Origin of the sequence: Sinorhizobium sp. NFACC03 (assembly GCF_900103435.1) — a bacterium.
Taxonomy (GTDB): Bacteria; Pseudomonadota; Alphaproteobacteria; order Rhizobiales; family Rhizobiaceae; genus Ensifer.
In genome coordinates, this window is sequence record NZ_FMXF01000013.1 from 80404 (window position 1) to 105189 (window position 24786).

Consider the following 24786-nt stretch of genomic DNA (forward strand, 5'->3'; position numbering starts at 1 on the left):
TTTTTGTTCCTGCACAGGAAACGGGATGTACTTGCGGAGAAAAGCATGTCCCTGATTTCGCTTGCAGGCGAACTGACCGAAAACGGCCATCGGCTGATCCAGCGCGTCTATTACGAAGACACCGATTTTTCCGGCGTCGTCTATCACGCCCGCTACCTGCACTTCATGGAGCGCGCCCGCACCGATTTCCTGCGCCTGCTCGGCGTCGAACAGGCGACGCTCGCGATCGAAGGTGACAGCGAAGGTCTGGTCTTCGTCGTCCACCGCATGGAAATCGACTTCAAGCTGCCTGCGCGTATGGACGATATCCTGACGATCACCACGGTCACGGAGAAGGCCGGCGGCGCCAAGATGGTGCTGCTGCAGGAAATCCGTCGCGGCGAGCAACTGCTGATCGCCTCCAAGGTGATCATCGCCGTCATCAACGGCCAGGGCCGGCCGCGGCGGCTGCCGGAGGCGCTAGCCTACAAGTTCCATCACGCCAAGGAGAGCGCCGGCCAGCCCGGCACGTCCTCGACAAACACGGTTTAGTCGACGTCCTCGACTCCGAGCTTGTCCAGGATCTTCCTGGTCAGGGATTGCCTGACCTTCGCCAGGTCCCGCCAGGGATCTATGCCGCTTTCAATCCGTTCGAGAATGTCGGGGATCCGGAAGCCGTTGGCGGCTTCAAGCGCGGAAAGCTCGTCCCAGCTGATGGGTGTTGCCACCGGTCCGCCGGATCGTGCTCTCGTGGAATAGGGGGCGATCGCGGTCGCGCCGCGCTCGTTCCTCAGCCAGTCGATGAAGATGCGGCCCTTGCGCTTCTCCTTCGACATGGTGGCGACGAAATTGTCCGGTTCGCGCTCGGCAAAACCCTGGGCAAAGGTCTTGGCGAAGGCCTTGGCTTCCGGCCAGGTGGCCCGCGCTACCAATGGCACGATGACATGGGCGCCTTTGCCGCCGGTGACCATCGGCAACGACGTCAGCCCGATCTCGTCGAGCGCGTCGCGCAGAGCCATGGCCGCCGCCTTGACGACCGCGAAGTCGAGGCCCTCGTCGGGGTCGAGGTCGAAAACCAGCCGATCGGGGGTCTCGAGTTTGTCGAAGCGCGAGCCCCAGATGTGGAACTCCAGCGTGCCCATCTGCACGGCGGCGACCAGTCCTTTGGCGTCGCGCACATACATGTAGTTCTCGGTCTCGCCGGAGCTCTCCGTGACGGGAACTTCCTTGATCTCGTCCGGGAAGCCTTCACTCGCATGCTTCTGGTAAAAGCGCGGTCCCTTGACGCCTTGCGGGGCGCGGACAAGCGACAGCAGATGCTCGGCGGCGTATGGCAACATCCGATCCGCGACGACGGCATAGTAGCGGGCGAGATCGAGTTTGCTGATGCTCTGACCTTCGAACAGGATCCGCTCCGGATGGGTGATCCGCACGCCGAGGACCGTTTCCTCTGCTGCGGTTGAGCTATCTTTCGTGCTCGACGCCTTCGCGGCTTTCACCTGGGATTTGCCCCCGGACTTCGTTGCCGGTTTCGGCGTTTCGGGTGTCACGGCACTTGCCTCCTTGCGCTTCCGTTGCCCCTCGGAAATCGTCCTGGTCGAGAGTGTGGGCGATTTGCTCTGTTTCGTCGACGGCGGATCGACTGCGCCGGCCCTGAGGTTCTCCGATGTGCTCCTGTTGGAAGCCCAGACATGTTTCTTCCGTTCGCCTTCTCCCGCGGCGATCTCGTCCATGGTCCGGCCGGTGGTGACGCTCGTCTGATGATCCTCCAAGAGAATTTCGCCATCTTCGGTGGCGATGTCGTCACCCTCCTTGATGAGCAGCCAGTTCTCCCGCTTCTCGCCTGGGCGTGGCCGCATGCGGACCAGCGCCCAGCCACCTTGCAGGCGCTCTCCGTGCAGATGAAACGTCAGCTTGCCTTCACGCAATCCTTCATCCGGATCGTTTTCCGGTTCCCACCAACCGGTGTCCCACAACATGACGGTGCCGCCGCCATATTGCTTCTCGGGGATTGTTCCTTCGAAATCGCCATAGGCAAGCGGGTGGTCTTCGGTGCGAACGGCGAGACGCTTGTCCCGCGGGTTGAGGCTCGGTCCCCGGGTCACGGCCCAGCTTTTCAGCACGCCGTCCCATTCCAGCCGGAAATCGTAATGCAGGCGCGTGGCGTCATGTTTCTGCACCAGGAAGCGCTTGCGGTTCGACCGGCTGTGGCTGCGGGTGCCTTTGGGCTCGCGGGTCTCGCTGAAATCGCGGCGCTTATTGTATTCGGCGAGCGGATCACGGCGTGCAGCCATTACCCGCCTCCACTCAATCGTCGGAGGGTTGGCGTCCCATCAGGGGATTCAGCCGGTCGGGTCTCGTGGGCGAGGGCCCGTTCGATGTGGGCGATATCCTCGCTTGTGACAACCGGAACTGGATCGGAGATGATTGCCTGAAGGACATCGGACGACAGAACGCCGTGGGCAAGCGCGTCCTCCAACGCCGCGCGGGTTTCGCGCTCGGCCTTGAGTTGGGCGTAAAGCGCCAGGATCAGCCGGTCCCGTGGATCAAAATGCGGTGAGGAGGGCCGTTTGTCGCGCTGTCGTGTCGTCTGCTGAGCCATGGCGAAGAAACGTGCCCGGCGAACGTAAGTTCCGGCGGCCAGGTGATACTGCAAAGACACAGTTCGGTAACGGTTGCTTAACCATAATGGTGTCTTAATCACTGCATCAGGATTTGTGCAGTGCACGTCATCCTTTGACCAAAATTGACGGCAAGAAGGCAACCTAAAGCTAATAAAGGTCGCGATGGTGCGATCTACGGCGGTGCCGGGCATTCTTGCAAACAGGACGTTTGGGCTACCCGGTCACGAGCATGAGCAGCTCTTGCCGGGTGTTTGGATTCGGGGACTGAAGACGATGGAACAGGTTGGATTGGCCGCTGCGACGCACGATGTGACCCTCTGGTCGCTGTTCATGCAGGCGGGCTTTGTCGTGAAGCTGGTCATGCTGGGGCTGATTGCCGCCTCGGTCTGGACCTGGGCGATCGTCGTCGACAAGACGCTGAACTACGGCCGTGTGCGCCGTCAGCTCGACAGTTTCGAGCAGGTGTTCTGGTCCGGACAGTCGCTGGAAGAGCTCTACCGGACACTCGCCGACCGGCAGACCGCCGGCATGGGGGCGATCTTCGTTTCCGCCATGCGCGAATGGAAGAAGAGCTTCGAACGCGGCGCCCGCTCGCCGATCGGCCTGCAGATGCGTATCGACCGCGCCATGGATGTGACGCTTTCACGGGAATCGGAATCGCTCGAAGCCCGGCTCGGCTCGCTCGCGACGATCGGTTCGGCCGCACCCTTCATCGGCCTCTTCGGTACTGTCGTCGGTATCATGACCTCGTTCCAGGCGATCGCCGGTTCGAAGTCGACCAACCTTGCGGTCGTGGCGCCCGGTATCGCCGAAGCGCTGCTCGCCACCGCAATCGGCCTTCTCGCCGCTATCCCGGCGGTTATCGCCTACAACAAGTTTTCGGCCGACGCCGGCAAGCTCTCGGCGCGCATGGAAGCTTTTGCCGACGAGTTCTCCGCCATCCTGTCGCGGCAGATCGACGAGAAGCTGCAGAGCCCGCGCCAGGCCGCGCAATAATCGCCAGAGAATACGGAGACCACGCTGATGGGTATGTCGGTTGGCGGAGCCAAGGGTTCGGGCGGCGGTCGTCGTCGCCGCGGCGGCAAGAAAGCGATCATGAGCGAAATCAACGTCACGCCCTTCGTGGACGTGATGCTGGTGCTGCTCATCATCTTCATGGTGGCAGCACCGATGATGACGGTCGGCGTGCCGATCGACCTGCCGGAAACGCAGGCCAAGGCGCTCAATTCCGATACGCAGCCGATCACCGTTTCGGTCAATCCGGCCGGCGAAATCTTCCTGCAGGAAACGCCGATCGCGATCGAAGAGGTCGTGCCGAAGCTCGAGGCGATTGCCACCACCGGTTACAACGAGCGCATCTATGTTCGTGGCGACACCAATGCCGACTACGGCACGGTCATGAAGGTCATGGCTCGCATCTCGGCCGCCGGTTTCAAGAACCTCGGCCTCGTCACGCTGCAAGAACAGGAAAAGTGATCGTCCACGATGAAGGGCAGTCTCGCTACATCTGCTGTCCTCCACGCCCTGGTTCTGACCTGGGCGATGGTGTCGCTCGGCAGCCCGGCTGACTTTCAGGTCGCCGACGTCGAGGCTCTGCCTGTCGACATCGTTCCCTACTCGGAAATGACGCAGGTTCAGCAGGGCGACAAGAAGGCGCCGAAGAAGGAGACGTCGTCGCCGGTTCCGACCAAGCGTCCGGAAACGAACCAGCCTGCCGAGAATGTCGGCGACAACGACACGGACCTGAAGACGCCGCCGACGCCGAACGCCAAGCCGTCGAAGAGCGAAGCCACGGCGTCGCCCGAAAAGAACGAAAAGCCCGAGCCGACGCCCGATCCGATCGAACAGGAAATCAAGAAGGTCGAGGAGACGAAGCCCGCCTCCGAGCCTGCGACCGAAGTTGCGGCATTGCCGGAACCGAAGCAGGAAGTGAAACCGGAAACCAAGCCGGAACCGGCGCCAGCCGAAGAAAAGCCGGCGGAGAACCCGGAAGCCGAAGCGTTGCCCGAAAAGGTGCCGACGCCGGCCGCAAAGCCCAAGGTCGAAAAGCCGGCCCAGAGCGCCAAGACGCCTGAGCGCAAGAACGAGGCAACGCCGAAGGAACAGAAGAAGGCAGCCTCCACCGAGGAAAGCAAGTTCAATGCCGACGAGATTGCAGCGCTGCTCAACCGGCAGGATCCGTCCGCCGGTGGCGCCAAGCGCTCGACGCAAGAGGCGGCGCTCGGCGGCAAGAAGACCGTCGGCGTGGGCCTCAGCGCCAACGAGATCGACGGCGTGAAGGGCCAGATCCAGAGCAATTGGGCGCTGACCGCCGGCTTGACTGGTGTCGCGGAGGTTCGCGTCACGATCCGCGTACAGCTGGATCCGGCCGGCAACATCGTCGGCGAGCCTGAGGTCACTGCAACTGGCGGGCCTGAGGGTACGCGCCGCGCTGTTGAAAGCAGCACCATGCGCGCGCTCCGCCGCTCAGCTCCGCTACAAAACCTGCCGCCTGAAAAATATGAAGGCGAAAAAGGATGGAATACCCTCGTGCTGAATTTCGACCCCTCGGAATTCGCGCTTTAACGCTGCCGGGATTGGAACCCATGCCGGATAGCAAACCAACCCTGCAAACCCTTCATACTAAGCTGAAAGGCTTGTCTCTATGATCAAGGTCTCTCTTTTCCGTGCCCTGATGGTGGCCGCGGGCATGTTGGTCGCCGTCGTGGCGGCAGCGCCCGCAAACGCGGAAGTTGTCATCGACATCAACAAGGGCAAGGTCGAGCCCCTGCCGATCGCTGTTACCGACTTCCTTCAGGGTGAACTCGGCCAGAAGATCTCCGACGTGGTCGCAGCGGACCTCAAGCGGTCCGGCCTATTCGCACCGATCAACAAGGGCGCCTTCATCGAGAAAATCAGCAATCCTGACGCCACGCCGCGCTTCGAGGACTGGAAGGTCATCAATGCGCAGGCGCTTGTCACCGGCCGCGTGACGCAGGAAGGCGACGGCAGGCTGAAGGCGGAGTTCCGCCTGTGGGATACGTTCGGTAGCAAGCAGATGACCGGCCAGCAGTTCTTCACCCAACCGGAAAACTGGCGCCGCGTCGCCCACATCATCGCCGACGCCATCTATGAGAGCGTCACCGGTGAAAAGGGCTATTTCGACACGCGCATCGTCTATGTCGCCGAAAGCGGCCCGAAGACGGCGCGCAAGCGTCAGCTGGCGATCATGGACCAGGACGGCTTCAACGCCCGTGCGCTCACCAATTCCAACGACATCGTGCTCACGCCGCGCTTCTCGCCGAACCGCCAGGAAGTCACCTACATGTCGTTCGAAAACCAGCAGCCGCGCGTCTACCTGCTGCAGCTCGAGACCGGACAGCGCGAAGTCGTCGGCAACTTCCCCGGCATGACGTTTTCGCCGCGCTTCTCGCCTGATGGCCAGCGCGTGATCATGAGCCTGCAGCAGGACGGTAACGCCAACATCTATACGATGGACCTGCGCTCGCGCACGACGACACGCCTCACCAACACGGCCGCGATCGACACGGCACCGTCCTATTCGCCTGACGGCAGCCAGATCGCCTTTGAAAGCGACCGTGGCGGCGGCCAGCAGATTTACGTCATGGGTGCCGACGGCTCCGGCCAGCGTCGCATCTCCTTCGGAGACGGTCGCTATTCGACGCCGGTCTGGTCTCCGCGCGGCGACCTCATCGCCTTCACCAAGCAGTCGGGCGGCAAGTTCTCGATCGGCGTGATGAAGACCGACGGTTCGGGCGAACGCATCCTGACCACGGGCTTCCACAACGAGGGCCCGACCTGGGCGCCGAACGGCCGCGTGCTGATGTTCTTCCGTCAGGGCGCCGGTGCCGGCGGACCGCAGCTCTATTCGATCGATATTTCCGGCTACAACGAGCAGCCGATCCAGACGCAGGGCTTCGCATCCGACCCGGCCTGGTCGCCGCTGCTCGAGTAGATCACGGTGAGGAGCGGGATACGGGCGGAAAACCGCACACAGTTTTCCTCATCCCGCTCCGGCCTGACCCGTTTTGCGGCGGGAAAATGTGGCAACGATGCCGCTTTCTCGCCGCAAAGTGCTGGTCTAGCAGGCCCCGAGCTAAAATTATCGATTTATTAACCATAACTGTTGAAAAGCGATTAACCGCTTCCGGTTACAGTCTGGCAACCGTGAATTCAGACACTTCCCAAGGAGACCGGCGCATGAGCCGAATTGACACCCCGGCCGTAGGCCGCATGCAGACCATCGCTCGCAACCCGGTCATGATCGCCCTGGTCATGACGCTTGCTATCGCTGGTTGTGCATCGAAGAAGAACATGCCGAACAATGCCAACGAGCTCGGCCTCGGCGGCGCGGGCGCCGCAACGCCGGGTTCGCAGCAGGACTTCACCGTCAACGTCGGCGACCGCATCTTCTTCGACACCGACTCCACCTCGATCCGTGCCGACGCGCAGCAGACGCTCGCCCGCCAGGCTCAGTGGCTCGCCAAGTACCCGAACTACGCAATCACGATCGAAGGCCATGCCGACGAACGCGGCACGCGCGAATACAACCTTGCGCTCGGCGCCCGCCGTGCGGCCTCCACCCGCGACTACCTCGTTAGCCAGGGCGTTCCGGCAAACCGCATGAAGACGATCTCCTACGGCAAGGAAAAGCCGGTTGCCGTCTGCGACGACATCTCGTGCTGGTCGCAGAACCGCCGCGCGGTTACCGTCCTCGGTGGCGCTGGCATGTAATCTCACGGCCGAGCCTGGCTCGGTCGGGTAGCATGACGTGTTCGGGGGAATGCCCGTGTTCCAGGGAACACACCGTGTTCCTAAGATCACAGACTTCTAAATTAAAAGGGCGGCTCTCAGCCGCCCTTTGCTTTTTTACCACACTTTGGCCGAACTCCGTTGCTTTTTCAGGGCAATTGGAAAACTGTGCGGCAATCACCCAGTTGACTCGGCGAGATGTATTGCGGGCCCCTGGTCAAGGGTGGGACAACCGGTATTCGAACAGGACAAATGAAATGAAGAAATTTGTCGTGGCGGGGCTGATCGGTCTTGCGGCCCTTGCGGGCCTGGGCCAGACGGCGAACGCCATGCCGCTTTCAGGGCTGCTGGCCCGAACGACTGAAACTCAAGCCGGCGCGCAGAACCTGCCCGTGGTGAAGGTGCAGTCGGCCGAGACCGCACGGCTTGGCCAGCTTGAGGAACAGATCCGCTCGCTCAACGGGCGTATCGAAGAAATGAGCTTCCAGCTGCTGCAGATGCAGGAGCAGATCCGGAAGTTCCAGGAGGACAACGAGTTCCGCTTCCAGGACCTGGAAAGCGGCAAGGCCTCCCCGAAGAAGAGCGGCGCATTGCAGACGCCGAAGACCAGCGATCAGGCGTCCGTCACCCCCGGGGTGACGGATAGCCAGACGATGGCACCGGCAGGCGGCGGCAGCGACATGGCTGCCTCCGGTCTTCCTTCGGCTGGTAGCCAGGGTTCCAATGGCGCGGCTGCGCCGACCACGCTTGGCCAGATCGTCTTCGACCAGAGCGGCAATCCGGTTTCGGCGACAACCGATGCTCAACCCGGCGCGAACGCTACGCCTCCGGGTGTCGAAGCCGGTGCGGGTCTGCCCGCCGACGATGGTGGCCTGAACGCTAACCCGGGCAATCAGCAGACCGCCTCGCTCGACAACCCCGGCGATCTCTACCAGTCGGCCTACGGCCACGTTCTCTCCGGCGATTACAGCACGGCGGAACAGGAATTCGGCGACTATCTGGCCGCGTTCCCGCAGGGCGACAAGGCGGCCGATGCCAGCTTCTGGCTGGGTGAGGCGCAGTATTCGCAGGGCAAATACAGTGACGCGGCCAAGACCTTCCTGAACGCGCACCAGGCCCACGGAAAGTCGCCGAAGGCGCCGGAAATGCTGCTGAAGCTCGGCATGTCGCTGGGCGCGCTCGACAACAAGGAAACTGCCTGCGCGACGCTGCGCGAGGTCAACAAGCGCTACCCGAAGGCTTCGCCGGCGGTAAAGGCAAAGGTGACGAGCGAGCAGAGCCGTTTTGGCTGCTGAGGCCCACCCGCCACTGGCCGTTGTCGAAACGGCAAAACGATTTCTTGCCTCCTTCGATAGACCAGCACGTATTCTCGTGGCCGTCTCCGGCGGGAGCGACTCGAAAGGACTGCTTCTCGCTCTCAACGAGGCGATCGAGGCAACCAAGCCCACACAGTTTTCCCTCGCCGCCTGCACGGTCGATCATGCGCTGAGGCCGGAATCGGCCGATGAGGCGCGCGGTGTCGCGGCGTTCTGCGAGAGCCTGGGCGTACCGCATATCATCACCCGATGGGACGGGCCGAAGCCCAGGACCGGCATTCAGGCAGCGGCGCGCGAGGCGCGCTACGCTTTGCTGGCAGACGCTGCACAGCGCTTCGAAGCGTCCTCAATCGTCACCGGTCACACGCTCGACGACCAGCGAGAGACGATCCTGATGCGCGCACGGCGGGGGGAGGGGCCCGGTGCCGCGGGCATGGCGGAGGCCACGCTCTATGACCGGCGCATCTGGGTGCTGCGACCGTTCCTCACGGTCGACCGCGCAGCCATTCGCGCCTTTCTCACCGACCGCAAAGTCGGCTGGTTCGATGATCCGAGCAACGTGAACACGCGCTTCGAGCGGGTACGTGCGCGGGCCTCGTTGGCATCTTCGCTGGAGACCGGTGCCGGCGCCTGGGGCGCCCGGTCCCGGGCGCGATCGTCGGCAGCTGCCGCCGCTCTGCTCGAACGGCACGTGCGGGTGCACGCGGGGTTGGTCGCGGAAATCCCTTCTTCGATGGCCGGCCAATGCCGCGACATCGATTGGCAACGGGCACTGCTTGCGCTGGCGACCGTCCTCGGCGGCCGTGCACATCTGCCTGCGACCGAGACGGTGGAACGGCTGGTAAATTTCCTGGAGCAGGGGACACCGGGGCGGCTGACCGCGGGACGCGTCGTCTTCGACCGGCGCTCGACCGGACTCTATCTCTATCGGGAGGCGCGCGGTATCGAGGATCTGACGTTGCAGGCCGGGCAAACCGGCGTCTGGGATGACCGCTTTCTGATCCGCAATGGTGGCGACGGTCCTCTTGCGCTGACGGTGGAAGGCGGTCGCGGACCACAACAGCAGAGACTTATTGCCGCAGGCCTGCCACCGGGCGTTGCCGGTCGTGTGTCGTTGTCGGCGCCCCGCATCGTGTCCGACGACGTCAAAAATGTTGCATCGGCCGCTATCGAGCCGAGGATCGGCCTCTACGACACCTTTTTGCCGGGTTTCGACAGGATCATGGCGGACAGGATCGCGGGATTGTTCGGACGAGAGCGTTATCTTCCGCCACCGGTTCACGATCTATTGACAGAAATGGAACGGTAGAAGCCGGTTTGCCTTGGCAATGCGTCGCCAGAACCCTATGTTAGGGAGCAAGACAGCGGCCCGGCGAAATGCGCGGGCCGTGACAGGTTCCGGGGAGTTCGATGAACCCTAATTTTCGTAATCTTGCCCTTTGGGCAATCATAGCGCTTCTGCTGATCGCGTTGTTCAGCATGTTCCAGCAGCCGACGGAGCGCACCGGCTCGCGCGAGATCCCGTTCTCGCAATTCCTCAAGGACGTGGATGCGAGCCGCGTCAAGGAAGTCGTGATCACCGGCTCGAAAGTGATCGGCAGCTATTCCGAAAGCGGCGCAACGTTCCAGACCTATGCGCCTTCAGTCGATACGGCGCTGACCGAGCGCCTTGAAGCCAAGGACGTGACGGTCACGGTTCGCCCGGAAACCGACGGCTCGTCCGGCTTCCTGAGCTACATCGGCACGCTTCTTCCGATGCTTCTGATCCTCGGCGTCTGGCTGTTCTTCATGCGCCAGATGCAGGGCGGGTCGCGCGGCGCCATGGGCTTTGGCAAGTCCAAGGCCAAGCTTCTGACCGAAGCGCATGGCCGCGTCACCTTTGACGACGTTGCCGGCGTAGACGAAGCCAAGCAGGATCTGGAAGAAATCGTCGAATTCCTGCGCGATCCGCAGAAGTTCCAGCGCCTCGGCGGACGCATTCCGCGCGGCGTGCTGCTCGTCGGCCCTCCCGGTACCGGTAAGACGCTGCTTGCCCGCTCCGTCGCAGGCGAAGCCAACGTGCCGTTCTTCACGATCTCCGGTTCCGACTTCGTCGAAATGTTCGTCGGCGTCGGCGCCAGCCGTGTGCGCGACATGTTCGAGCAGGCAAAGAAGAATGCGCCCTGCATCATCTTCATCGACGAAATCGACGCTGTCGGTCGCCATCGTGGCGCCGGTCTCGGCGGCGGCAATGACGAGCGCGAACAGACGCTCAACCAGTTGCTGGTCGAAATGGACGGCTTCGAGGCAAACGAAGGCATCATCCTGATCGCGGCGACCAACCGTCCTGATGTTCTCGATCCGGCACTGCTGCGTCCGGGCCGTTTCGACCGCCAGGTCGTCGTGCCGAACCCGGATATCAACGGCCGCGAACGCATCCTCAAGGTGCATGTGCGCAACGTGCCGCTGGCGCCGAACGTCGACCTCAAGGTGCTTGCACGCGGTACGCCCGGCTTCTCCGGTGCTGACCTCATGAACCTCGTCAACGAGGCGGCGCTGATGGCCGCCCGCCGAAACAAGCGTCTTGTCACCATGCTCGAATTCGAGGATGCCAAGGACAAGATCATGATGGGTGCGGAGCGTCGCTCGTCGGCGATGACCGAAGCCGAGAAGAAGCTGACCGCCTATCACGAAGCCGGTCACGCGATCCTGGCGCTCAACGTTCCCTCGGCCGATCCGCTGCACAAGGCGACGATCATTCCGCGTGGACGGGCGCTTGGCATGGTCATGCAGCTGCCGGAAGGCGACCGCTATTCGATGAGCTACAAGTGGATGGTCTCGCGCCTTGCCATCATGATGGGCGGACGCGTTGCCGAGGAACTGACCTTCGGCAAGGAGAACATCACCTCGGGCGCATCGTCGGATATCGAGCAGGCGACCAAGCTTGCCCGTGCGATGGTGACGCAGTGGGGCTTCTCCGACCAGCTCGGCCAGGTTTCCTATGGTGAGAACCAGCAGGAAGTCTTCCTTGGCCACTCCGTTGCGCAGCAGAAGAACGTTTCTGAGGCGACCGCGCAGAAGATCGACAACGAAATCCGTCGTCTGATCGATGAGGCCTACGAGACCGCCCGCAAGATCCTCACCGAGAAGAACCACGAGTTCGTGGCGCTGGCGGAAGGGCTGCTGGAATACGAAACCTTGACTGGCGAAGAGATCAAGGCGCTGATCCGCGGCGAAAAGCCGGCGCGCGACCTTGGCGACGACACGCCGCCGCATCGCGGCTCGGCCGTTCCTTCGGCAGGTTCCAAGAAGGAAGGTCCGGCGGGCAAGGGCGAAGAATCCGAAGGTGGGTTCGAGCCGCAGCCGCAATAATTGCCACGGTTGGCAGTATATCCGAGCCGCCGCTCCTCAAGGGGAGCGGCGGCTTTTCGTTGCCACGCGGCCTCTGGCATTTGGTAACGGGATGTAACGATTTCTGATGTTAGGCTCGCTGCCGTTTGCTGCGCTTTTGTGTCAAAGAAGACATGACGTGTTTGCGATGGCTGTCCTTGAACGGAATGCTGATCGCCAGGCAGACGGCATCCAAGAAGTATGAATGAGGTCCGGTCAATGAAACCCAGTCGCGGAAAACGCAGACAGGCGGAGGTGGCCAAGCCAGCCCTGACCCGGCAGAACGATGGAGTTCTTATGAAGCGAAAGTATTTCGGCACCGACGGTATCCGCGGCCAGTCCAACTTGTTTCCGATGACACCGGATCTGGCGATGCGGGTCGGCATTGCGGTCGGTACGATCTTTCGCAACGGCGCTCACCGCCACCGCGTGGTGATCGGCAAGGATACGCGCCTTTCGGGCTATATGCTCGAGAACGCCATGGTGGCGGGCTTTACGGCCGCTGGTCTTGACGTCTTCCTGCTCGGGCCGATTCCGACGCCGGGTGTTGCCATGCTCACTCGCTCGCTGCGGGCCGATATCGGCGTGATGATCTCTGCCTCGCACAATCCCTTCCAGGACAACGGCATCAAGCTTTTCGGCCCAGACGGCTACAAGCTTTCCGACGATATCGAAGCGAAGATCGAAGCGTTGCTCGACCAGGACCTCTCGGGGCAGCTGGCGAAGTCGGAAGACATCGGTCGCGCGAAGCGCGTCGATGGCGACATCTATCGCTATCTGGAACACGCAAAGCGCACGCTGCCACGCGACGTCACGCTTCAAGGTCTCAGGATCGCCGTCGATTGCGCCAATGGTGCCGCCTACAAGGTAGCGCCGACGGCGCTTTGGGAGCTTGGCGCGGAAGTCGTCACCATCGGCACCGAACCGAACGGCCTCAACATCAACCTCGATTGCGGCTCCACCCATCCCGCCACGCTGTCGAAAAAGGTCCACGAAGTGCGCGCCGACATCGGCATCGCGCTTGATGGCGATGCCGACCGTGTGCTGATCGTCGATGAGAACGGCACTGTCATCGATGGCGACCAGCTGATGGCTGTGATCGCCGATAGCTGGGCCGAAGACGGCATGCTGCGCGGGGGTGCTGTTGCGGCCACCGTCATGTCGAACCTTGGCCTCGAGCGCTATCTTAAGGGACGCGGTATCGATCTGCGACGCACGAAGGTCGGCGACCGCTATGTCGTCGAGCAGATGCGCCAGGACGGACTGAACGTCGGCGGCGAACAGTCCGGCCATATCGTACTCTCCGATTTCGGCACGACGGGTGATGGTCTTGTTGCTGCTCTGCAGATCCTCGCGGTGATCAAGCGCCAGGGCAAGACGGTGAGCGAGGTGTGCCACCGCTTCGAGCCGGTGCCGCAGGTGCTGAAGAACGTTCGTGTTTCCGCCGGCAAGCCGCTCGAAGACGCCACTGTGCGCCAGGCGATCGCCGATGCCGAAGCGGAGCTCGCCAAGTCCGGCCGCCTGCTGATCCGGCCCTCCGGCACCGAGCCGCTCATTCGCGTGATGGCGGAAGGCGACGATCGTGGCCAGGTCGAGCGCATCGTCGACGAGCTGATCAATGTCATCGGCAGCGTTCGCAACGCCGCCTGAGACACCCAGCGACTGATTTCCCTCCAGGGCCGGTGCGACGCATCGGCCTCTTTTTTTGTCCTGCTGTGGCTTGAAAGCGGTGCCCGGGACGAGATCGTTCCATCCTTGGAATTCCGATCTGAAAGCGTTGCTGGCTTTTAGAGCGCGTTGTCCCGACGATTATTTAGCTGCACCTTATGGGAACAGTAGGCTGACAGTAAAGCGGAACAGCAACCGCAAGAATAGGCTGCTTTCTTAACAATCGCGGTAAACGTTTGTAGTTAATCAGAACTTAACCTTTCCTCCTCATTATCCATAACCAACATCGGGATTTGGGCACCGGTTTCATGGTGAACCAAGCAACGGAATGTATTGGAGTGGGCCATGAAGAGAATTTTGAGTGGCGTTGTTGCTGTGTTGCTCAGCGGCACGGCAGCTTTCGCTGCGGATGTCTACCAACCGCCTATGGAGCCGGTGCCGGAGCAGCCCGTCGAGGTCATCCAGACCAGCGGCTGGTACCTGCGCGGCGACGTCGGTTACGCCTGGAACCATCTGCGCGGCGCAAATTTCTACCAGGGTGGGCCGAGCGGCTCGATCGCGGATTTCGATTCCGCTGATATCGATGATTCCTGGGTAATCGGCGGCGGTGTCGGTTATCAGTTCAACAATTACCTGCGCGCCGACATCACGGCCGACTACTGGGGCAATGGCGACTTCACCGGCTCGACCAGCGGCGGCTGCGGGACGGTTGCAGGCCCTTGCGTGTCGCGTGACATAAGCTCGGTTTCCGCCTGGAGTCTCATGGCCAACGCCTATGTGGACATCGGCACCTACGGCGCCTTCACCCCTTATGTCGGTGCCGGTGTCGGTGCGACGCGCGTGAGCTGGGACGGACTCCGGAACACCAGCTGCAGTGTCAGCGATCCGACAGCCTGCGACCCGACGACCAATCATGGCGGCAAGGACAGCTGGCGCTTCACCTACGCCCTCATGGCCGGCACCGCGATCGACCTGACCTGCAACCTGAAGGCCGACATCGGCTATCGCTTCCGCCAGGTCGATGATGGCGACATGTTCGGCTACGCCAACGGTGGCGGTCCGGGCTTCGACGATGGCTTCTACATCCACGAGGCGCGCGCCGGTCTGCGCTACTCCTTCGGTAATGTCTGCGAAGTGCCTTACGAGCCGCCGCCGATCGTCTACAAGTAATCGAAAAGTATCCGCCACGTACCAGGGCCACCTTCGGGTGGCCTTTTTCATTGCCGCAAATCTTTGCCGTTTCCTAACAGGCATGGTTAACCGCGGGTTAACCAGTCGCTGCAATAGTTAACGCTGAACGAAGCGGCGACGGCATGGCTCCATCCCGCACGGATAGCAGCGGTGAAAGGGCATGGCATGGATTGGCGAAACGGGTTCTGCGGAGCCGCTTTTGGTGCCGGCCTGCTTCTCTCTGGCGCCGCGCTGGCGGCCGACGAGGATCTCCTGAATGCCCCGGAGATCACCATCGAGAAAGAAACTGTCGGCACAAGCGCGATCTATCTGCGTGGCGATATCGGCTATGCGCCCTGGCGCGGCGAGGGCGATCCCTATTACCGGACCTTTGGTGCGGGAACGCTGACCTATGACAGCGTCTCCTTCGACAATGCCCGCTTTGACAAGCCGTTCTCCGGTTCGCTTGGCGTCGGTTATCAGTTTACCGATACATTCCGCGCCGATCTGACGGCCGACTACTTTGAGGGTCGGTTCAGCGGGTCGTCCTCGTCTGCTAGTCCTTGCGTCGGGCAAGGGGCCGGCACGTCCTGCGCCTTCTCGACCGGAGCCGATTACTCGGCCCTTGGACTGATGGCGAACGCCTATGTGGATTTCGGTACGCTTGCCGGCTTCACGCCCTATGTCGGCGGCGGCATCGGCGCGACGCGCCTCAACTGGGACACGGCTATCGAACGCGCCACTTGTGTGGCCGGCGGCGGTGCTTGTGGCGGTTCGCCCACCTCGACCTCCTACGAGGGGCGCGACAGTTGGCGCTTCACCTATGCGCTGATGGCGGGCGTCTCCTATGACCTTAGCGAGCAGCTGAAGCTCGATGTCGGCTATCGCTATTCCCATATCGCCGATGGCGAGATGTTCGGCTTCGGCGCCGAGGCGCTGGTGGGTGCTGCCGGCGACAAGGGCTTCGACGATGGACTGTCCCGTCACGAGATCCGCGCCGGCCTGCGCTTCTCCTTCTAACGCCTTGAAGCGCCACAGTTTCGGCGACAGCCGGATCACATTTTCCGCCGATCGCCTCAGCCTATTGCCCTGACGAAAGTGCCGGCCGGCAACAATCGGTCGGCGCACATCGTTCTGCTTTTGCAGATATTGCCCGCGGCGCCATAAATTTTCTCGATTGCGACAAAGCGCTTGACTTCCGGTCCCGTCCACAATATTGACGACGGCGGGACACCCTTCCCCAACGAAGGGCTATCTATCTGGAAGGATAGCGCATGGCAAAGCCTGCACAGCCGGACCTCCGTCCGAACAATACCCATTTCTCTTCTGGCCCTTGCTCGAAGCGCCCCGGTTGGACGCTCGACGCTCTCTCCAATGCTCCGCTCGGTCGCTCTCACCGCGCCAAGATCGGCAAGACGAAGCTGAAGCAGGCCATCGATCTTACCCGTGACATTCTTGAAGTGCCGGCCGATTATCGCATCGGCATCGTGCCCGCTTCCGATACCGGCGCCGTCGAAATGGCGCTCTGGTCGCTGCTCGGTGAGCGCGGCGTCGACATGGTCGCCTGGGAAAGCTTTGGCGCCGGCTGGGTGACCGATGTGGTCAAGCAGCTGAAGCTCGCCGACGTGCGCAAATTCGAAGCCGGCTACGGCGAACTTCCCGATCTTGCCAAGGTCGATTTCGACCGTGACGTGGTCTTCACCTGGAACGGCACGACCTCCGGCGTACGGGTGCCGAACGCCGACTTCATCCCGGCCGACCGCAAGGGCCTGACCATCTGCGACGCGACCTCTGCCGCCTTTGCGCAGAACCTCGATTTCGCCAAGCTCGACGTCGTCACCTTCTCCTGGCAGAAGGTTCTTGGCGGCGAGGGCGCCCATGGCGTCATCATCCTGTCGCCGCGTGCGGTCGAGCGTCTCTTGACCTACGTTCCGGCCTGGCCGCTGCCGAAGATCTTCCGCATGACCTCGGGCGGCAAGCTGATCGAGGGCATCTTTACCGGCGAGACGATCAACACGCCGTCGATGCTCTGCGTCGAGGACTATATCGATGCGCTCCTCTGGGCGCAGCAGGTCGGCGGGCTCAAGGGCCTGATGGCCCGTGCCGACGCCAATGCGCTGGCGATCTTCGATTTCGTCGCCGCCAATGACTGGATTGCCAACCTGGCGGTCAAGGACGAGACCCGCTCCAACACCTCGGTCTGCCTGAAGATCGTCGACAGGGACGTCCTGGCGCTCGACGCCGACGGACAGGCGGCCTTCGCCAAGGGCGTGGTTGCGCTTCTCGAAAAGGAAGGCGTTGCCTTCGACATCGGCCACTACCGCGATGCACCATCGGGTCTTCGCATCTGGGCCGGCGCCACGATCGAGACCGCCGACATGAAGGCGCTGATGCCGTGGCTGACCTGGGCCTTCGAGACCCAGAAGGCAACGCTGACGCAGGCCGCGGCCTGATCAGACAAGGGGTGAGGAACAATGGACTTCGCCCGCATCTCACACCGATTTGAGTGATCCGCTTCGCTCCCCATGGGAGCGAGGCTTGGCTAACCGCATTCCCATTCAGACCTGATCTTTAAGGAGGCCTCTCATGGCACCTCGCGTTCTCGTATCCGACGAACTGTCGGAAACCGCCGTCCAGATCTTCCGCGACCGCGGCGTCGAAGTCGATTTCCAGCCGAAGCTCGGCAAGGACAAGGACAAGCTCGCCGAGATCATCGGCAACTATGACGGCCTTGCCATCCGCTCGGCCACCAAGGCGACGGAAAAGCTGATTGCAGCTGCGACCAATCTCAAGGTCATCGGCCGCGCCGGCATCGGCGTCGACAATGTCGATATCCCGGCTGCGTCGCGCCGCGGTATCATCGTGATGAACACGCCCTTCGGCAACTCGATCACGACCGCCGAACACGCGATCGCGCTGCTCTTCGCCGTTGCCCGCCAGCTTCCGGCCGCCGATAACTCGACGCAGGCCGGCAAGTGGGAGAAGTCGCGCTTCATGGGTGTCGAGATCACCGGCAAGACGCTCGGCGTCATCGGTGCCGGCAACATCGGCTCGATCGTCTGCTCGCGCGCCATCGGCCTGAAGATGCACGTTCTCGCCTACGACCCGTTCCTCTCCAAGGAGCGCGCCGAGGAAATGGGCGTCACCAAGGTCGAACTCGACGAACTGCTCGCGCAGGCCGACTTCATCACCCTGCACGTGCCGCTGACCGACAAGACCCGCAACATCCTGAGTGCCGAAGCGCTGGCCAAGACGAAGCCGGGCGTGCGCATCGTCAACTGCGCTCGTGGCGGCCTCGTCGACGAGAAAGCGCTGGCCGAAGCGATCAAGGCCGGCCATGTTGCCGGCGCCGGCTTCGACGTCTTCGAGGTCGAGCCCGCAACGGAAAGCCCGCTCTTCGGCCTGCCGAACGTCGTCTGCACGCCGCATCTCGGCGCTTCGACCACGGAAGCCCAGGAGAACGTCGCCCTGCAGGTGGCCGAGCAGATGTCGGACTACCTGGTCAAGGGTGCCGTCTCCAACGCCATCAACATGCCGTCGATCACGGCTGAGGAAGCCCCGATCCTGAAGCCGTTCATCCGGCTTGCCGACGTTCTCGGCGCCTTCGTCGGCCAGGTGACCGAGAGCGCGATCAAGGAAATCGAGATCCTCTATGACGGCTCGACCGCCGGCATGAACACCAAGGCGCTGACGAGCGCGGTTCTCGCCGGTCTGATCCGCCCGCAGGTCGCCGACGTCAACATGGTTTCGGCGCCGGTGATGATCAAGGAAAAGGGCATCATCCTGTCCGAGGTCAAGCGCGACAAGACCGGCGTCTTCGACGGCTACATCAAGCTGACGGTGAAGACCGCCAACCAGACCCGCTCTGTGGCCGGCACGGTGTTTTCGGACGGCAAGCCGCGCTTCATCCAGATCAAGGGCATCAACCTTGATGCGGATGTCGGCAGCCACATGGTCTACATCACCAACACCGACGTTCCCGGCATGATCGGCTTCATCGGCATGACGCTCGGTGACGCCGGCGTCAACATCGCCAACTTCCAGCTCGGCCGCGAGAAGGAAGGCGGCGACGCGATTGCGCTGCTTTACGTTGACGGCGCCGTTTCCGAGGCTGTTCTTGACAAGCTGCGGGCCAATCAGGCAATCCGCCAGGCAAAGCCGCTGGTCTTCAACATCGATTGACGCCGGCGCTGCAAGCGGCGGTGTGATCTGCCGCTTTGCCGACCCAATCACGGGACATATAGACGCACCGGTGGCCGCCGGTGCGTTTTCCTGTTTCGAACGCATGTGACGAGAAATGACCGAAATGACATTCCGCTGGCGCGAGGCAAGCCTGCCCGATCTCGCCTCCGTATCGGAGATCCAGCTTGTGGTTCACCAGGCCTTTCCCGAGGACGACGCCGTACTTGCTGACCGCATCGCCTTGAGCCCTGCCGGTTGCTTCATGCTGGACGCGAAGGGGCAGTCGCGTGGCTACGTGCTGAGCCATCCTTGGCTCAGAGGCGTGCCACCATCGCTGAACAGCATGCTTGGCGAAATCCCTGATGCCGCCGACACATGGTATATCCATGATCTCGCCCTTCTGCCCGAGATGCGTGGTTCCGGAGCGGGCGGCGGAATTCTTCCTGTTCTGGAGGATGCCGCCAGAACGGAAGGGTTGCGGTCGATGTCGCTCGTCTCCGTCAACGGATCCCGCGGTTTCTGGGAGAGGCAGGGTTTTGAAGTCCGGATGGACGAGCGGCTGGCGCTAAAGCTCTCAAGCTACGGCGAGGAAGCGCTCTATATGGAGCGGCTTCTTGCCTGATAAATGAAAATGGCGCCGGAAACGGCGCCATTCAGGCTGCTGACAAACCCTAAAGATGGCTTTCTGCCGCGAGGGGTGTCCCGTTCTCCCTCATCCTCGCCCTTGTGGCGGGAATCCAGCAACCCGACGTCCGTCGGGTCCAAGGAGTTGGGCTGGTGCCGCAGTTCCAGCGGAACTGCTAGAGATTCCTGTGACAAGCACAGGAATGAGCGAGGTTTTGGTTGGCGCGAAGCCTCCCCAGCGAGCTTTCAATGAAAAGAGATATCATTGCGCGACGCCTGCCCGGCAGACGCGAGGGGGCGTCAGCGCGGACGGCCCCTTTCGGCGATCGCGATGCCGCCAAGCACCAGCAGGAGCGCGACGAGATGGAAAAGGTGGAAGGTCTCGCCGATCAGGAGCACCGAGAGCAACGTCCCGAAGACCGGAATGGCATTGATGAAAAGGCCCGCCCGGTTGGCGCCGATCATCTCGACGCCGCGGACATAGAGCACCTGCGACATCAGCGAGGGGAAGATCGCCGCATAGAGAACGATGATCCAGCCGGTGGCATCCGGCGCGATCGCCGTGCCGGTGCCGATTTCCCAGAAGAGCAGCGGCAGGGCGCTTAAAAGCGCGCCGAAGGCAGGCGCCGCGATGAAGCTTTGCCAGTGCATCGTCGGCTTGTAGCGCAGTGCGACGGTATAGCCGGCATAGACGACGCAGGCGATGATCATCAACGCGTCGCCGAAATTGAACTCGAGTGTCAACAGGCTCGAAATGTCGCCATGGGCTGCAGTCACCAACACGCCGATCAGGGTGACGGTAAAGCCGATTACCTGGGCGATCGACGCCCGCGTGCGAAACAGCACGAAGTTGAACAGGAAGATCAACATCGGAATGCCGGCCTGGAGAATGACGGCGTTGATGGCGCTCGTGTATTTCAGCGCCGAATAGAGCAGCGCGTTGAAGGTGGTGAAACCGATCGCGCCATAGGCGAGAAGCTGCAGCCAGTGCTTGCGGATCTTGTCCCAGTCGCGTCGGATCTGCGGCGTCATCAGCGCCAGGATGACGACCAGCGCGAAGACCCAGCGCAAGGTCGTCAGCATCATCGGGCTTACGTGTCCGACCGCCATCTTGCCGGCGACGGAATTGCCGCCCCAAAAGAGTGCGGTGACGCAGAGATAGAAGTAGGCCCTGGAATTCACGATGCTCAGACCTGTGCGGGGATGGGCGACCTGTTGCCGCGATGGCGGGAGAGACGAAGATATAGGCGCTAAATCCCGCCCTTGTCATGCAAAAAGGGCGGAACGCCGGATATAACGGGGTCGCTTTCCAGATGACAACACAGTATAGATGCGCGGGTTTGAGAACAGCGCAGCTTCGTTTGCGCGCCTGCACAGGAAGAGAATTATGACGAATGTCGTAGTGGTCGGCTCCCAATGGGGTGACGAAGGCAAAGGCAAGATTGTGGATTGGCTCTCCGAGCGCGCGGATATCGTCGTGCGCTTTCAGGGCGGTCACAATGCCGGCCATACGCTGGTAATCGACGGCGTCAGCTACAAGCTGTCGCTCCTGCCTTCCGGCGTCGTGCGTCCCGGCAAGCTTGCCGTCATCGGCAATGGCGTCGTCATCGACCCGCACGCGCTGATCGCCGAAATCGACAAGCTCGGCAAGCAGGGCATTGCGATCACGCCAGACAATCTGCGCATCGCCGACAATGCCACGCTGATCCTGTCGCTGCACCGCGAGCTCGATGGCATCCGCGAAGATGCGGCCTCCAATAGCGGCACGAAGATCGGCACCACGCGCCGCGGCATTGGCCCGGCCTACGAAGACAAGGTCGGCCGTCGCGCCATCCGTGTGATGGACCTCGCCGATCTCGATACGTTGCCGGCCAAGGTCGATCGCCTGCTGACCCACCACAACGCGCTGCGCCGTGGTCTCGGTGAAGCGGAGATCAGCCACGAGGCGATCATGCAGGAGCTTTCTTCTGTTGCCGCCAAGGTGCTGCCGTTCATGGACACCGTCTGGGTGCTGCTCGACAAGGCCCGCCGCAAGGGCGCGCGAATCCTGTTCGAAGGCGCGCAGGGCACGCTGCTCGACATCGACCACGGCACCTATCCGTTCGTCACCTCGTCGAACACGGTTGCCGGCCAGGCTGCTGCCGGCTCGGGCATGGGCCCGGGTTCTCTCGGCTATATCCTCGGCATCACCAAGGCCTATACGACGCGCGTCGGTGAGGGCCCGTTCCCGACCGAACTCACCGATGAAATCGGCCAGTTCCTCGGCGAAAAGGGCCATGAGTTCGGCACGGTCACGGGCCGCAAGCGCCGCTGCGGCTGGTTCGACGCGGCGCTGGTGCGCCAGTCCGTTGCCGCCAATGGCATCACCGGCATCGCGCTCACCAAGCTCGACGTGCTCGATGGTCTCGACGAACTGAAGATCTGCGTCGGTTATACTCTGGACGGACAGCAGATCGACCATCTGCCGGCAAGCCAAGCGCAGCAAGCTTCGGCAAAGCCAGTCTATATTACACTCGAAGGCTGGAAGGAATCGACGGTCGGCGCACGCAGCTGGGCGGAGCTTCCGGCGCAAGCGATCAAATACGTTCGCCAGGTGGAAGAACTGATCGGTGCGCCGGTTGCTCTTCTTTCGACCAGCCCCGAGCGGGACGACACAATACTTGTGACGGACCCCTTTGAGGACTAGTGTCGGCGAAATGACATTGCGTCGCGATCGCAACGACATACCTGGGCGTATGAGAAAGTACTAATGGCGGATTTTGTTGCAGTTATTCGCAGGACCGTTGACGGCCTGTCGGAAAACACACCTGAAATGCGGGACAGGGTATACGAGAAGGCGCGCGCAGCCGTGCGCCGCCAACTCGAAAACATGAACCCGCGTCCGTCGGACGACATGATCAATCGCCAGTTGGCGAAACTCGAAAACGCCATCGTCGAGGTCGACAGCGAATATGCCGAAGCCTTGGCCGCGCTCGAAGAGACGGAGGTGGTGGAGGAAGCGACCGAAGCCGTAGCCGCCGAGCCGCCGATCGAGGACGTCGTTTCGGAGCCCGAAGCGCAGCCCGAGCCGGTTGGTGAAAGCCAGCCGGTTGCGGTTGCCGAGGAAGCGGCTCCGGAGGCGGAAAGCACTGCGGCACTCGACCACGACGCCGAGGTTTACGAGGAGCCGGCGCAGCCCGCCGAACACTACGTCGAAGCCGCAGAGGTAGCGCCGGCAGAGCCGGTTGCGGAAGAGCCGGTTGCCGAACATGTCGAAGCGACCGAGGCTCCGGTAGAGGAGCCGAGCGCCCCCGTCGTCGAAGAGCCGCAGGCGGATGCCCCGGTTTACGAGGCTGCGGAATATTCGGAGCCAGCTCCGGTCGAGAGCTATGAAGAGACCGTCGCTCCCCCGTCGATAGACGAGGAAGCCCGGTCTGTCGAAGAACCGACATGGGATGATGTTCCGGCAGTGGCCGCCGAAGAAAAGTCGGCCGCCTCGGAATGGGAGCTGCCGGAATGGGAGACCGCCTCTCCCGTAGCAAAGCACGCCGCTCCCACGGACCAGCAGGTCGGCGAAGAAGAGCCGGCCCATACCCCCGAGCTTCTTGGCATGCATCCGGTGGAAGAGCTGCAGCAGCATGCGCCGGCGGAGACCCCGAGGGCCGAAGCAGAGCTTCCCAAGGTTGACACCGCGCGCAACTGGTCGTTCGACGACAACGATCCCTTTGCGCCTTTGGAGGAACGGCGAACCGAAAAGAGCGCTGAGCCGGAGATTGCCGATTGGTCCTGGCCGGTCGAGAAGACCGGACAGACGGCCTCGACCGATACCCCTCAGAGCCAGCAAGATCGTGCAGGCACCGCTTGGGATCACATCGACGACCTGCTCGGTTTCGAAGGTGCCGCTGCTGCGGCGACGGCAGGTGCAGCAGCATCGACGGCTGCGCGTGAGCCGGAACGTGGCGCCGAGGCACTGGCGCCCGCGGCATCGCGGCCGGCATCTTACCGGGCCACTCCGAAGCCATCGCGCTTCAGCATCAAGCGCCTCGCCATCGCTGCAGTCACTTTGCTGGCGCTTGGTGGCGGCGGCTTCGCCTACTGGCAGAACCGGGAAGCCGGCAATGCCTGGCTTTCAGGCATCGTGGCATCGGTCACCTCGGCCGTTTCAAACATCGGTGGATCGCCGGCACAAGAGGGCGCTCCGCCGGCGGAAACCCAGGGAGAATCGACGCAGCAGGAACCGGCACAGCACGACGACACGGCGGTCCCGGACAACAGCTCGACCAAGTTCACCCAACGCCTTCTTGGTGACGGCTCGGAAGTCGACAATGGACCTGCCACCGCAAGCGGCGAGAGCGCCGCGCAGGAAGGCAAGTCCGTGGCACAGCAGACAGAGGCGAGCAAGCCCGTCGAAACGGCCACTGCCCAAGGTGGAACGGCCGGACAGGCTGCAGGCACGCCGCCTGCGGGCCAGCAGACCGGTGGTCAGCCGACGACGCCGGAGATTGCGATCGCCAATGGCGAGAAGATGTTCCTCTACGAAGAGCGTCTCGGCCAGTCTTCGCCGACGGCCATTCCGGGAACCGTTGCGTGGTCGGTAAAGGAAGAATCGCCTGGTGGCGACGCCAAGCCTGAACCGGCCATCCAGGCGCAGATCACCATTCCGGACCGGGGTCTGACCGCGTTGATGACGATCAAGCGCAACGCCGACGAGTCCTTGCCGGCCAGCCATGTCGTCGAATTCGTCTTCTCGCTGCCGCCGAACTTCGAAGGCGGCGCGATCGACAGCGTTCAGCGCGTTTCGATGAAGCGTACGGAGCAGGATCGCGGCGATGCGCTGATTGCGGTTCCGGCCAAGATCACCGACGATTTCCATATGATCGCGCTCAACGATTCGAAGGACGCGATCGGCAACAACACCGAACTGCTGCGCAGCCGGAGCTGGATCGACATTCCGCTGACCTACAGGAACGGGCGCCGCGCACTGCTGACGCTGGAGAAGGGGCCGAGCGGAACCGACGCCTTCAACCAGGCGATGCGCGCTTGGACGGCCGCACCGGCAACGGACGCGGCGACCAACAGCCAGTAAGCAAGCGCGGTCGGACAGGACAAAGAAAACCCGGCAG

Annotated in this window: 20 protein-coding genes; 17 read left to right on the forward strand and 3 right to left on the reverse strand. The window is 62.4% G+C overall.

All coding sequences use genetic code 11. The annotated features are described in order from the left end of the window. Window positions 1-45 precede the first annotated feature (45 nt). Window positions 46-531, forward strand: a complete 486-nt coding sequence (ybgC, locus tag BLU35_RS17640; protein ID WP_058321040.1) for a tol-pal system-associated acyl-CoA thioesterase — start codon at window positions 46-48, stop codon at window positions 529-531. On the opposite strand, the gene ligD is transcribed toward ybgC, so the two are convergent. After that, window positions 528-2273, reverse strand: a complete 1746-nt coding sequence (gene ligD, locus BLU35_RS17645) for a non-homologous end-joining DNA ligase (RefSeq protein ID WP_093233912.1) — start codon at window positions 2271-2273, stop codon at window positions 528-530. The genes ybgC and ligD overlap by 4 nt on opposite strands. Further along, window positions 2273-2581, reverse strand: coding sequence for a hypothetical protein (locus BLU35_RS17650; RefSeq protein WP_058321042.1), 309 nt, complete (start codon window positions 2579-2581; stop codon window positions 2273-2275). Before BLU35_RS17650 ends, ligD begins: the two co-directional genes overlap by 1 nt. 295 nt (window positions 2582-2876) lie before the next feature. On the opposite strand from BLU35_RS17650, the gene tolQ reads away from it, so the two are divergent. From tolQ to BLU35_RS17720, 14 genes are all read left to right on the forward strand, one after another. Next, the gene (gene tolQ / locus BLU35_RS17655; RefSeq protein ID WP_057254694.1) at window positions 2877-3599 is read left to right on the forward strand and encodes a protein TolQ; all 723 of its coding nucleotides are present in this window, start codon (window positions 2877-2879) and stop codon (window positions 3597-3599) included. 27 nt (window positions 3600-3626) lie between these two features. After that, window positions 3627-4079, forward strand: a complete 453-nt coding sequence (tolR, locus tag BLU35_RS17660; protein ID WP_025424730.1) for a protein TolR — start codon at window positions 3627-3629, stop codon at window positions 4077-4079. A gap of 9 nt (window positions 4080-4088) precedes the next feature. Continuing rightward, a complete protein-coding gene (tolA, locus tag BLU35_RS17665; RefSeq protein WP_058321043.1) occupies window positions 4089-5168 on the forward strand; it encodes a cell envelope integrity protein TolA in 1080 nt (359 codons plus the stop codon). Between the two features lie 79 nt (window positions 5169-5247). Further along, entirely contained in the window at window positions 5248-6558 is a 1311-nt protein-coding gene (gene tolB / locus BLU35_RS17670) for a Tol-Pal system beta propeller repeat protein TolB (protein ID WP_058321044.1), read from the forward strand. A gap of 245 nt (window positions 6559-6803) precedes the next feature. Then, on the forward strand, window positions 6804-7337 hold the full coding sequence (gene pal, locus BLU35_RS17675; RefSeq protein ID WP_057254697.1) for a peptidoglycan-associated lipoprotein Pal: 534 nt from the start codon (window positions 6804-6806) through the stop codon (window positions 7335-7337). A 275-nt stretch (window positions 7338-7612) separates the two neighbouring features. Next, window positions 7613-8650: a tol-pal system protein YbgF gene (gene ybgF / locus BLU35_RS17680; protein WP_058321045.1), complete on the forward strand. Its 1038-nt coding sequence runs from the start codon at window positions 7613-7615 to the stop codon at window positions 8648-8650. Beyond that, window positions 8640-9980 (forward strand): tRNA lysidine(34) synthetase TilS, encoded by a 1341-nt coding sequence (gene tilS / locus BLU35_RS17685; protein WP_093233913.1) that lies wholly within the window; start codon window positions 8640-8642, stop codon window positions 9978-9980. Before ybgF ends, tilS begins: the two co-directional genes overlap by 11 nt. A gap of 101 nt (window positions 9981-10081) precedes the next feature. Further along, a complete protein-coding gene (gene ftsH, locus BLU35_RS17690) occupies window positions 10082-12022 on the forward strand; it encodes an ATP-dependent zinc metalloprotease FtsH (protein WP_057254700.1) in 1941 nt (646 codons plus the stop codon). 315 nt (window positions 12023-12337) lie between these two features. Next, window positions 12338-13690: a phosphoglucosamine mutase gene (glmM, locus tag BLU35_RS17695; RefSeq protein WP_057254701.1), complete on the forward strand. Its 1353-nt coding sequence runs from the start codon at window positions 12338-12340 to the stop codon at window positions 13688-13690. Window positions 13691-14053: 363 nt separating this feature from the next. After that, complete coding sequence (locus BLU35_RS17700; protein WP_093233914.1) at window positions 14054-14878, forward strand: outer membrane protein; 825 nt, start codon at window positions 14054-14056, stop codon at window positions 14876-14878. A gap of 186 nt (window positions 14879-15064) precedes the next feature. Beyond that, the gene (locus BLU35_RS17705) at window positions 15065-15898 is read left to right on the forward strand and encodes an outer membrane protein (RefSeq protein ID WP_093233915.1); all 834 of its coding nucleotides are present in this window, start codon (window positions 15065-15067) and stop codon (window positions 15896-15898) included. A gap of 254 nt (window positions 15899-16152) precedes the next feature. Next, window positions 16153-17331, forward strand: a complete 1179-nt coding sequence (locus tag BLU35_RS17710; protein WP_093233916.1) for a phosphoserine transaminase — start codon at window positions 16153-16155, stop codon at window positions 17329-17331. 133 nt (window positions 17332-17464) lie between these two features. After that, the gene (gene serA / locus BLU35_RS17715; protein ID WP_093233917.1) at window positions 17465-19060 is read left to right on the forward strand and encodes a phosphoglycerate dehydrogenase; all 1596 of its coding nucleotides are present in this window, start codon (window positions 17465-17467) and stop codon (window positions 19058-19060) included. Window positions 19061-19175: 115 nt separating this feature from the next. Beyond that, window positions 19176-19682: a GNAT family N-acetyltransferase gene (locus tag BLU35_RS17720; RefSeq protein ID WP_093233918.1), complete on the forward strand. Its 507-nt coding sequence runs from the start codon at window positions 19176-19178 to the stop codon at window positions 19680-19682. A 302-nt stretch (window positions 19683-19984) separates the two neighbouring features. Here BLU35_RS17720 and BLU35_RS17725 read toward each other — a convergent pair whose 3' ends face one another. Further along, window positions 19985-20866 (reverse strand): DMT family transporter, encoded by an 882-nt coding sequence (locus BLU35_RS17725; RefSeq protein WP_093233919.1) that lies wholly within the window; start codon window positions 20864-20866, stop codon window positions 19985-19987. A 205-nt stretch (window positions 20867-21071) separates the two neighbouring features. On the opposite strand from BLU35_RS17725, the gene BLU35_RS17730 reads away from it, so the two are divergent. Together BLU35_RS17730 and BLU35_RS17735 are read left to right on the forward strand one after the other, a co-directional pair. Then, window positions 21072-22370, forward strand: a complete 1299-nt coding sequence (locus BLU35_RS17730) for an adenylosuccinate synthase (RefSeq protein ID WP_057254708.1) — start codon at window positions 21072-21074, stop codon at window positions 22368-22370. Window positions 22371-22433: 63 nt separating this feature from the next. Next, window positions 22434-24749 (forward strand): hypothetical protein, encoded by a 2316-nt coding sequence (locus BLU35_RS17735; RefSeq protein WP_093233920.1) that lies wholly within the window; start codon window positions 22434-22436, stop codon window positions 24747-24749. Window positions 24750-24786 lie beyond the last annotated feature (37 nt).

Coding starts and splice junctions, on each gene's coding strand:
- ybgC (WP_058321040.1), top strand. CDS start 46: ATGTCCCTGATTTCGCTTGCAGGCGAACTGACCGAAAACGGCCATCGG.
- ligD (WP_093233912.1), bottom strand. CDS start 2,273: ATGGCTGCACGCCGTGATCCGCTCGCCGAATACAATAAGCGCCGCGAT.
- BLU35_RS17650 (WP_058321042.1), bottom strand. CDS start 2,581: ATGGCTCAGCAGACGACACGACAGCGCGACAAACGGCCCTCCTCACCG.
- tolQ (WP_057254694.1), top strand. CDS start 2,877: ATGGAACAGGTTGGATTGGCCGCTGCGACGCACGATGTGACCCTCTGG.
- tolR (WP_025424730.1), top strand. CDS start 3,627: ATGGGTATGTCGGTTGGCGGAGCCAAGGGTTCGGGCGGCGGTCGTCGT.
- tolA (WP_058321043.1), top strand. CDS start 4,089: ATGAAGGGCAGTCTCGCTACATCTGCTGTCCTCCACGCCCTGGTTCTG.
- tolB (WP_058321044.1), top strand. CDS start 5,248: ATGATCAAGGTCTCTCTTTTCCGTGCCCTGATGGTGGCCGCGGGCATG.
- pal (WP_057254697.1), top strand. CDS start 6,804: ATGAGCCGAATTGACACCCCGGCCGTAGGCCGCATGCAGACCATCGCT.
- ybgF (WP_058321045.1), top strand. CDS start 7,613: ATGAAGAAATTTGTCGTGGCGGGGCTGATCGGTCTTGCGGCCCTTGCG.
- ftsH (WP_057254700.1), top strand. CDS start 10,082: ATGAACCCTAATTTTCGTAATCTTGCCCTTTGGGCAATCATAGCGCTT.
- glmM (WP_057254701.1), top strand. CDS start 12,338: ATGAAGCGAAAGTATTTCGGCACCGACGGTATCCGCGGCCAGTCCAAC.
- BLU35_RS17700 (WP_093233914.1), top strand. CDS start 14,054: ATGAAGAGAATTTTGAGTGGCGTTGTTGCTGTGTTGCTCAGCGGCACG.
- BLU35_RS17705 (WP_093233915.1), top strand. CDS start 15,065: ATGGATTGGCGAAACGGGTTCTGCGGAGCCGCTTTTGGTGCCGGCCTG.
- BLU35_RS17710 (WP_093233916.1), top strand. CDS start 16,153: ATGGCAAAGCCTGCACAGCCGGACCTCCGTCCGAACAATACCCATTTC.
- serA (WP_093233917.1), top strand. CDS start 17,465: ATGGCACCTCGCGTTCTCGTATCCGACGAACTGTCGGAAACCGCCGTC.
- BLU35_RS17720 (WP_093233918.1), top strand. CDS start 19,176: ATGACCGAAATGACATTCCGCTGGCGCGAGGCAAGCCTGCCCGATCTC.
- BLU35_RS17730 (WP_057254708.1), top strand. CDS start 21,072: ATGACGAATGTCGTAGTGGTCGGCTCCCAATGGGGTGACGAAGGCAAA.
- BLU35_RS17735 (WP_093233920.1), top strand. CDS start 22,434: ATGGCGGATTTTGTTGCAGTTATTCGCAGGACCGTTGACGGCCTGTCG.